Below are 7,095 nucleotides of genomic sequence, written 5' to 3'. Positions count from 1 at the left end.
GACACCGACTTCGGCGGGATGCGGGCCATCGACGCGATGGTCGCCTCGATCTCCTTGACGCCGATCGTCTTCTTGCGCTTGGCCTCGGGCAACAACATCTGCGAGGCGCCCGTCTCGTCGATCACGTCGATCGCCTTGTCGGGCAGCTTGCGGTCATGGATGTACCGCGACGACAGTTCCACCGCCGCCTTCACCGCGTCGCCGGTGTACCGCAGCTTGTGGAACTCCTCGAAATACGGCTTCAGTCCCTTCAGAATCTCGATCGCGTCGGCGACGCTCGGCTCCTTGACGTCGATCTTCTGAAAACGCCGCACGAGGGCGCGGTCCTTTTCGAAATACTGCCGATATTCCTTGTATGTCGTCGAGCCGATGCACCGCAGCGTGCCTTGGGCCAGCGCCGGCTTCAATAGATTCGACGCGTCCATGGCTCCGCCGGAGGTCGCCCCGGCGCCGATCACGGTATGGATCTCGTCGATAAACAGAATCGCGTCCTTGTGCTGCTCGATCTCCTTCATCACCTGCTTGAGGCGCTCCTCGAAGTCGCCGCGGTAGCGGGTGCCGGCGAGCAGCGCGCCCATGTCGAGCGCGAAGACCGTCGCCCCTTCGAGCACTTCCGGCACGTCGGAATTGACGATCTTGCGGGCTAAACCCTCCGCGATCGCCGTCTTGCCTACGCCCGGGTCGCCAACCAGAAGCGGATTGTTTTTCTGCCGTCGGCACAGGACCTGGATGGTCCGCTGGACTTCCGCCTCACGGCCGATGAGGGGATCGATGCGCCCTTCGCGGGCCTTGCGGTTGAGGTTGACGCAATAGGCATCCAAGGCGCCTTCCTTCTTCTTGGAATCTCCGCTGTCCTTCGTGTCCTTGGCTTCTCGCGCCTCAGGCTCCTCGTCGGCTCCGCGCGGCAGACGCGCGCTGTCCGAATGGCCGGGGCGCTTGGCGATGCCGTGGCTGATGTAATTGACCGCATCATAGCGGGTCATGTCCTGCTCCTGCAGGAAGAAGGCGGCGTGGGTTTCGCGCTCGGCGAAGATCGCAACGAGCACGTTGGCCCCGGTCACCTCCTCGCGCCCGGATGACTGGACATGAAACGCCGCGCGCTGAACGACCCGCTGGAAGCCGTTGGTCGCCTTCGCCTCTTCCTGGCTGTCGACCACCAGGTTCTCAAGCTCCGTGTCGAGGTAGTTGACAACCGTCTTGCGCAGCACCTCGAGGTCGACGCTGCATGCCCTCATCACCGCGGCCGCGTCCGTGTCGTCGATCAGCGCAAGCAGCAGGTGCTCGAGGGTCGCGTATTCGTGATGACGTTCGTTTGCGAGCGATAGGGCTTTTCGGAGCGTCTTTTCGAGGGTGCGGGAGAATATCGGCATAAGACGCCTTTCACTTCTTTTCCATGATGCACTGGAGCGGATGTTGATTCTTCCGCGCGTGATCCATCACCTGCGACACTTTGGTCTCGGCGACCTCGTAGGTGTAGACTCCGCATTCTCCAACGCCGTTATGATGAACCTGGAGCATGATCTGGGTCGCTTCCTGTGCGTCCTTGTTAAAGAACGCCTGCAGGATCGAGATCACGAACTCCATCGGAGTGTAATCGTCGTTCAGCAGCAGGACGCGGTACATGTTCGGGCGCTTGGTCTGGGTCCGGGTGCGGGTGATGACCGCAGCCCCCGCGCCCGGATTGTCTCCTCCCCGTTTGGGCTCCCGCGGTCCTGCAGCCCGAATGGGCGCTGGCGCAGCGCCTCCAATGCCCGGAGCGAACCAGCGCGCCAGCCGCGCCATTCCGGCTCTCAAGCGAAGGACCAACGGAAGTGAGGCGCCTGCCACGAAATGACCCCGTACCTTGCGTTTTTCTTCTGTCCGCTCAATAACGCACGCGAACACGACTTAATCTGGGCGTTGCGCATCGTTCTCGCCAGTCCGCCCGAATGCAAAATCATTGCCAATTTGGGCGTCACGCGCAAGAGGCCAGGGTTGCATCGATCCAAGTTCCGCCAACAAGCTTGAGCAAGGCGGAGAGAGCAAAAATCTCGATTGATCGGCCACCCGACAAGCACGCTGCGCCGAAAAACGCAACGAGCCGGCGTCCCTTTTCCGGGCGCCGGCTCGCGTATCTTCGATTTCCGGTCTCACGCGCCGTTCAGGCCCTCGCGAGTCGGGGCGGGCGATTACTTGGCCTGAAGGTTCGCGTAAGCGGACGTGACGGGCTTCAGCGCGTCCGAAGCGACCTTGGCGTAGAGCTCGGAGAACTTACTCGCCTGCGCGACGAAGCCCTCGTAGGCCTGTTTGGCGTAATCCGTCTGGATCTGGATCGCGGCTTCGACGCTGCGCGCGCCGAGAATCTTCTCCAACGTCGCCGACCCGGCGGCGAACGCTTGCTTCGAGTAGTCGGTCGACTCGGCAGCGAGCTCCTGAAGGCCCTTGGCCCAGGTCGACGAGGCAGTGGCGATCGCCTCGAGCTGGTGCTTGGAGAAATCCTGGAACTCTTCGAAATTCGGTGTCGCGGCCATGGTTAACTCCTGTTTTGACCTCGGCCGTTCGCCCTTTGACGATCGGCCTACTGCGATGATCGCTATTATGTGCACTGCACCATAGAAGTCAAGGATTTTTTTGCACTGCACCATAAAAATGGGATCGCTCTTGAGGTCGAACCCGCGCTGCTGGCATTTTTTATCTTTATCTCAATAACTTACAGACTATATTTCAGGTTCTGCACGACCTCGTGACAGCTTCGCGGGCGGCGGACTCTCTCTCTCGTCAAGGGTCTGCGCCGCATTTCGTCGCCTTTCCCGCATCCCGTTAACCGCGCCGTAACTGCATCGCCATAACGTTCATGCGTGTTCGTCGAGCAACTGCCCGACAGTTGCGTGTGTAAAATCGGGGCGCGTTCATGGCGTGGCGTAATGGGGACTCGCATCTCGGTCGTGTCATTCGCGTCGCCGCGGGAGCGCTCCTGACAGCGTCCGCGCTGCTTCTCGCCGTCGTGCCGGCCGACGCCCACGGCCATCGCCACTACCATTACCACCGCTCCATCCATTACGCGCACGTCCGCCACTTGGCGCACGTCGCGCATCGCGCCCCCGGAGGCGTTCCGTCCTCGCCGGCCTTCTCCGCCGTCGTCGTCGACGCCAACAGCGGCCGTACGCTTTATGCGGTCGAAGAGAACGGGCTCCGTCATCCCGCCTCGATCACCAAGGTGATGACGCTTTATCTGCTGTTCGAGCAACTCGACATGGGCGCGATGACGCTGCAGACGCGCATCCCGATTTCGGAGCACGCGGCGGCGCAGGAACCGTCGAAGCTCGGCCTCGAGCCCGGCGAGACGATCAGCGTCGAGGACGCGATCAAGGCCGTCGTCACCCGTTCGGCCAACGACATCGCGGTCGCGATCGCCGAGGCGATCGGCCACGACGAGAGCACGTTCGCGGACATGATGACCCGCAAGGCGCACGCGCTCGGCATGTCGGACACCACCTATCGCAATGCTTCCGGCCTGCCCAACGACGAGCAGATCACCACCGCGCGCGACCTGACCATTCTTGCGCGCTCGCTCGAAGATCGTTTTCCACGCTACTTCAAATACTTCTCGACCGAGGAATTCCAATACGACGGCGAGACGATCGGCAACCACAACCATCTGCTCGGCCGGGTCGACGGCGTCGACGGCATCAAGACCGGCTATACGCGCGCCTCGGGATTCAATCTCCTGACATCGGTCCATCGGGACGGACGCTCGCTCATCGCCGTCGTCATGGGCGGCCGCACCGCCGCCGCGCGCGACCGCGTGGTGGAGAATTTGATCGAAGACCACCTGGCGCAATGTTCGGCAGTCCGCACCGCGACCCGAATCGCCGACGCCTCATCGTCTGAAGACGAGGCCACCGCCCGGCCGACCGAGCCCGCCCGACCGCGCGCGATCGTCGTCGCGGCCAACGTCCCTGCGTATCTTCCGGCCGCCCGCGCGCAGGCCGGGGACGGCGAAGGGGACAGCGCCGAGAATGACGATGAGTCGGGTCTGCGCGTCGCGGCGGTCCAAACGGTCACGCCGACGCATGCCCCGGGCGCCGCTCCAGCGCCGCCGCGGCCGGTCGCTGAGCGCCCCACGGCGGCGGTCCAGCTCGCCGAAGCGGTGCCGCCGCCGAAGAAACTTTCGCCGGCTGAACTCGGCTGGCGGAAGGGGCCCGACGCCGTTGCGCCGGCGGTTGCGGCTGCCGGCGTAACGCCTCCGGTCAAACCGAAGAGCGAAGCGAGCGAGCGTCCGGCGGGCAAGACGCCCTCCGACACCACCGTCGCCGCGCGTTCGACAGACGAATCCGACGATGACGCCCCGTCGGTCGCCAAGGGCTGGAAGATCCAGATCGGCGCCACCGACGACGCCGCCAAAGCATCGGCGCTTCTCGACAAGGCCCGACAGCGCGACCGCTCAGTCCTCGCCGCGGCGAAGCCGGTCACCGAAAAGGTGCGCAAGGGCGACGCCGACTATTACCGCGCGCAGTTCGCCGGCCTCGATTCGGCCTCCGCCGAGTCCGCCTGCCGATCGCTCAAGCGCAGCGGCTTTTCCTGCTTCGCCACCCGTGACTGACGTGACCTTCCAAGATCCGGCTTCCCTGCGTGTTCCGCGGAGCGCCCTACCCGTGCCGCTGCATCAGAACATCCTTGGCCTGATTGATCCGCGCGGCAAGACCGGTCGAGCCGCCGCGATCTGGATGAAGCTTCTTCATCAGCGACCGGTGGGCGCGAATGATCTCCTCGGCGCTCGCTCCCTCCTCAAGGCCAAGAGTCTCATAGGCCTCGCGGCGCGTCATCGCGCCGCTGGAGACGCCTCCCCGCCCCGTTTGAGCCTGACCCTCGTCTGCCTCACGCCAGCCGGAAAACCGGCGGTCGAGATATGTCTCTAGCAGCGCCACGCCGTCGGGATCGTCGCGCCGAATCTCCGCCCGCAAGCTCATGAGTTCGGGACGCGAGAGGGTCTCCAGCGCCCGGCCGACGTAGGTCCCGGCAAGCACGGCCCCGGTCATCGATCCGCTGTCGTGATCGAGCCGCATTTCCAGCATGGCCGAGCGCGCCGTCGTGACGCGTCCCCGACTCGGACCGGGACCGCCGCCCGGCATTCGAAACGGCGTCCATCCCTGACCAAACATCCGCCAGCCGGCGAAGCTCGCTGCCATTCCCGCAAGCACCGCCGCAATGGCGATCTGGCCCCTCAGAAGCAGGAGCGCGGCCCCGATCAAGCCGAGCACGCCCCCGCCCGTCCGCACGGCCCGCGCCACCGCGGCTGCGTCCATGCGCGCGAACTGCTTGATCGCCGACAGGAGAAGAATCAGCAAAATCAGACCGATGACGAAATTCATCGAACCAATGCCTTCACGTTCGGCCGCGATGCCGCCCCGCGAACGACGGCGAAACGGGAACCCCCGGCCGCCGAGGGTTTACGCCAGATTCATGAACCCCGCATCTGGGAGAGCAGCAGCCGCGCCGCGGCGTCGGACTCGGCTTCGCGAGCGAGCGCCGGACGGCCGCCCGCCGCATAGGCCGCCGCGGCGCGCAGCAGCGCTTCGAGCCGGGCCGAGGCGCCAAGGTCGAACGCGCTATAAGCCCCGCCCGTGAGACGGGCGATCTCGGCGAAAACGCGATGCGCCGCCGTGTCGTTTCCCTCCTGGAACATGAACGCCTTCACCCCTTGCAGCGCCAGTTCTCCGGCGAGCGCCGCGAGCTCGTCCGGGTTTTCCTCCATCGCGTCGCCAACGAAGACGAGGACGCCGACCTTCGCCCGCTTCGCCTCGTCGCGGGCGTGCGCGAGCACGCGCCGGACCTGGGTCTCCCCGCCACGCACCTCGATCCGGCTCATAAGCTCGGCGAGGCCTCGTCCCTCGGAGACGAACTTCGACGCCTTGCATTCGCCCAAGCCCCGATAATAGACGAGTTGGACTTCGAGGCCGCCGGACTGCGCCGCGACCTGAAACATCCGGGCCTGAAGACGCAGCGCGACGTCCCAGGTCGGCTGCCGGCTCATGGTCGCGTCGAGGGCGAAGATCAGCCGACCACGGCCGGACGACGCCGGCGCGGGGGTGCGTCGGGCGGCGTCGAGAAAGGCGGCGATGTCGTCGGATTTGCGTTGCTGCGGGACCGGGGCGTTTCGCGTCTTGTCCATGGCGGTTTCAACAGGCTCGAGGGCGGAATAGCAGATTGGGCGCCGAGCCGCTTTCGGCAAGCGGAACGGCGGAAATTTTGTCGCCGACCCGTCACAGCTCGGGAAACGAGACGACGCGGCCGCGCCAGTACGGGAACGGTCCTTCGGGAAGAATCCAGGCAACCTCGGCGTCGGTCGGGATCTGGACGCGGCCGAAACGGCGCCAGCCGCCGAACGTTCCGCGCCAGGGCGTTTCGACTGGCGTCTTGCCGACAAGCCGGACGCGCAACGCCGAACCGCTGGTGACCCTTCCGGTGTCGTCGATCTCTAGGTCGGCGCTCGCGCGGACGCGGCGGTCGTCATAAGTCGTGCTGAGCGTCCGACCGTTCGGGCTCTCCCAGATCACATGCGGCATGCGGCCGATGGCGAACGGACGCCAGGGAAGCTCGGCAAGCCCCCGCTGGATCTCGCCGCGGTCGAAATCCAGACCCCGCCCGCGCGCGACCGGCAGGACCCCGAGCGCCGTGACGGCCAGGCGGCCTGAGCCGTTCTCGAAGGCGTCGATCACCCGGAACGGCGCGAGCGGCGCCATCCAGAACCAGGCCCGCCAGCGGAAATCGAGCGCGTCGCCAGCCATCCGCTGCTCGGCCCGGAACGGACGCCAAGGCGCGTCGGGCGCAAGCCGCATTTCGCCCTCCTGGCGAAAGACGATCTCGCGAGGCGCAACCTCGCCCTCCGGCATGGCGAACCGCCGGATGCGCTCGAGAACTGTTTTAAGCGCCATCGCCACGTTACCGCCCTGACGCATGAAAGGATACGTCGTTCCGGCGCGTCGCGAGACAGGCGTTTTGACGCGCCTAGCCCGACTTCACCAACTGCGGGTATAGCGCGAGGCGAACGCATTGGAATCGCTGAGGGGCGGGTGCAAAGGTCGGCACTACAGGGAGTGAGAGTTCAGGCGGCTT

7 protein-coding genes are annotated in these 7,095 nt (G+C 65.3%); 1 reads left to right on the top strand and 6 read right to left on the bottom strand.

The annotated features are described in order from the left end of the window. The 3 genes from ACLP25_RS14165 to ACLP25_RS14155 all read right to left on the bottom strand — a co-directional run. Positions 1–1,370 (bottom strand): AAA family ATPase (locus ACLP25_RS14165; protein ID WP_442469826.1); only part of this gene is annotated, 1,370 nt, incomplete at its 3' end. Positions 1,371–1,380: 10 nt separating this feature from the next. Beyond that, on the bottom strand, positions 1,381–1,782 hold the full coding sequence (gene clpS, locus ACLP25_RS14160; protein WP_442469825.1) for an ATP-dependent Clp protease adapter ClpS: 402 nt from the start codon (positions 1,780–1,782) through the stop codon (positions 1,381–1,383). A 386-nt stretch (positions 1,783–2,168) separates the two neighbouring features. Further along, positions 2,169–2,510 (bottom strand): phasin family protein, encoded by a 342-nt coding sequence (locus ACLP25_RS14155; protein WP_442469824.1) that lies wholly within the window; start codon positions 2,508–2,510, stop codon positions 2,169–2,171. Between the two features lie 380 nt (positions 2,511–2,890). On the opposite strand from ACLP25_RS14155, the gene ACLP25_RS14150 reads away from it, so the two are divergent. Next, positions 2,891–4,582, top strand: a complete 1,692-nt coding sequence (locus ACLP25_RS14150) for a serine hydrolase (RefSeq protein ID WP_442469823.1) — start codon at positions 2,891–2,893, stop codon at positions 4,580–4,582. Positions 4,583–4,628: 46 nt separating this feature from the next. Here the strand turns inward: ACLP25_RS14150 and ACLP25_RS14145 are convergent, their stop codons facing one another. The 3 genes from ACLP25_RS14145 to ACLP25_RS14135 all read right to left on the bottom strand — a co-directional run bounded on the left by ACLP25_RS14145 (position 4,629) and on the right by ACLP25_RS14135 (position 6,914). Further along, entirely contained in the window at positions 4,629–5,351 is a 723-nt protein-coding gene (locus tag ACLP25_RS14145) for a J domain-containing protein (RefSeq protein WP_442469822.1), read from the bottom strand. 89 nt (positions 5,352–5,440) lie between these two features. Next, positions 5,441–6,151, bottom strand: a complete 711-nt coding sequence (locus tag ACLP25_RS14140; RefSeq protein ID WP_442469821.1) for a VWA domain-containing protein — start codon at positions 6,149–6,151, stop codon at positions 5,441–5,443. A gap of 91 nt (positions 6,152–6,242) precedes the next feature. Then, on the bottom strand, positions 6,243–6,914 hold the full coding sequence (locus tag ACLP25_RS14135; RefSeq protein ID WP_442469820.1) for a DUF6544 family protein: 672 nt from the start codon (positions 6,912–6,914) through the stop codon (positions 6,243–6,245). Positions 6,915–7,095 lie beyond the last annotated feature (181 nt).

The sequence above is a fragment of the Roseiarcus sp. genome (genome assembly GCF_052145395.1).
In the GTDB taxonomy this organism is placed as follows: domain Bacteria; phylum Pseudomonadota; class Alphaproteobacteria; order Rhizobiales; family Beijerinckiaceae; genus Roseiarcus.
The sequence above is the reverse complement of the archived record's forward strand: the minus strand, read 5'-3'. Positions and strand labels throughout refer to the sequence as shown.

Coding starts and splice junctions, on each gene's coding strand:
- ACLP25_RS14140 (WP_442469821.1), bottom strand. CDS start 6,151: ATGGACAAGACGCGAAACGCCCCGGTCCCGCAGCAACGCAAATCCGAC.
- ACLP25_RS14150 (WP_442469823.1), top strand. CDS start 2,891: ATGGCGTGGCGTAATGGGGACTCGCATCTCGGTCGTGTCATTCGCGTC.
- ACLP25_RS14145 (WP_442469822.1), bottom strand. CDS start 5,351: ATGAATTTCGTCATCGGTCTGATTTTGCTGATTCTTCTCCTGTCGGCG.
- clpS (WP_442469825.1), bottom strand. CDS start 1,782: ATGGCGCGGCTGGCGCGCTGGTTCGCTCCGGGCATTGGAGGCGCTGCG.
- ACLP25_RS14155 (WP_442469824.1), bottom strand. CDS start 2,510: ATGGCCGCGACACCGAATTTCGAAGAGTTCCAGGATTTCTCCAAGCAC.
- ACLP25_RS14135 (WP_442469820.1), bottom strand. CDS start 6,914: ATGGCGCTTAAAACAGTTCTCGAGCGCATCCGGCGGTTCGCCATGCCG.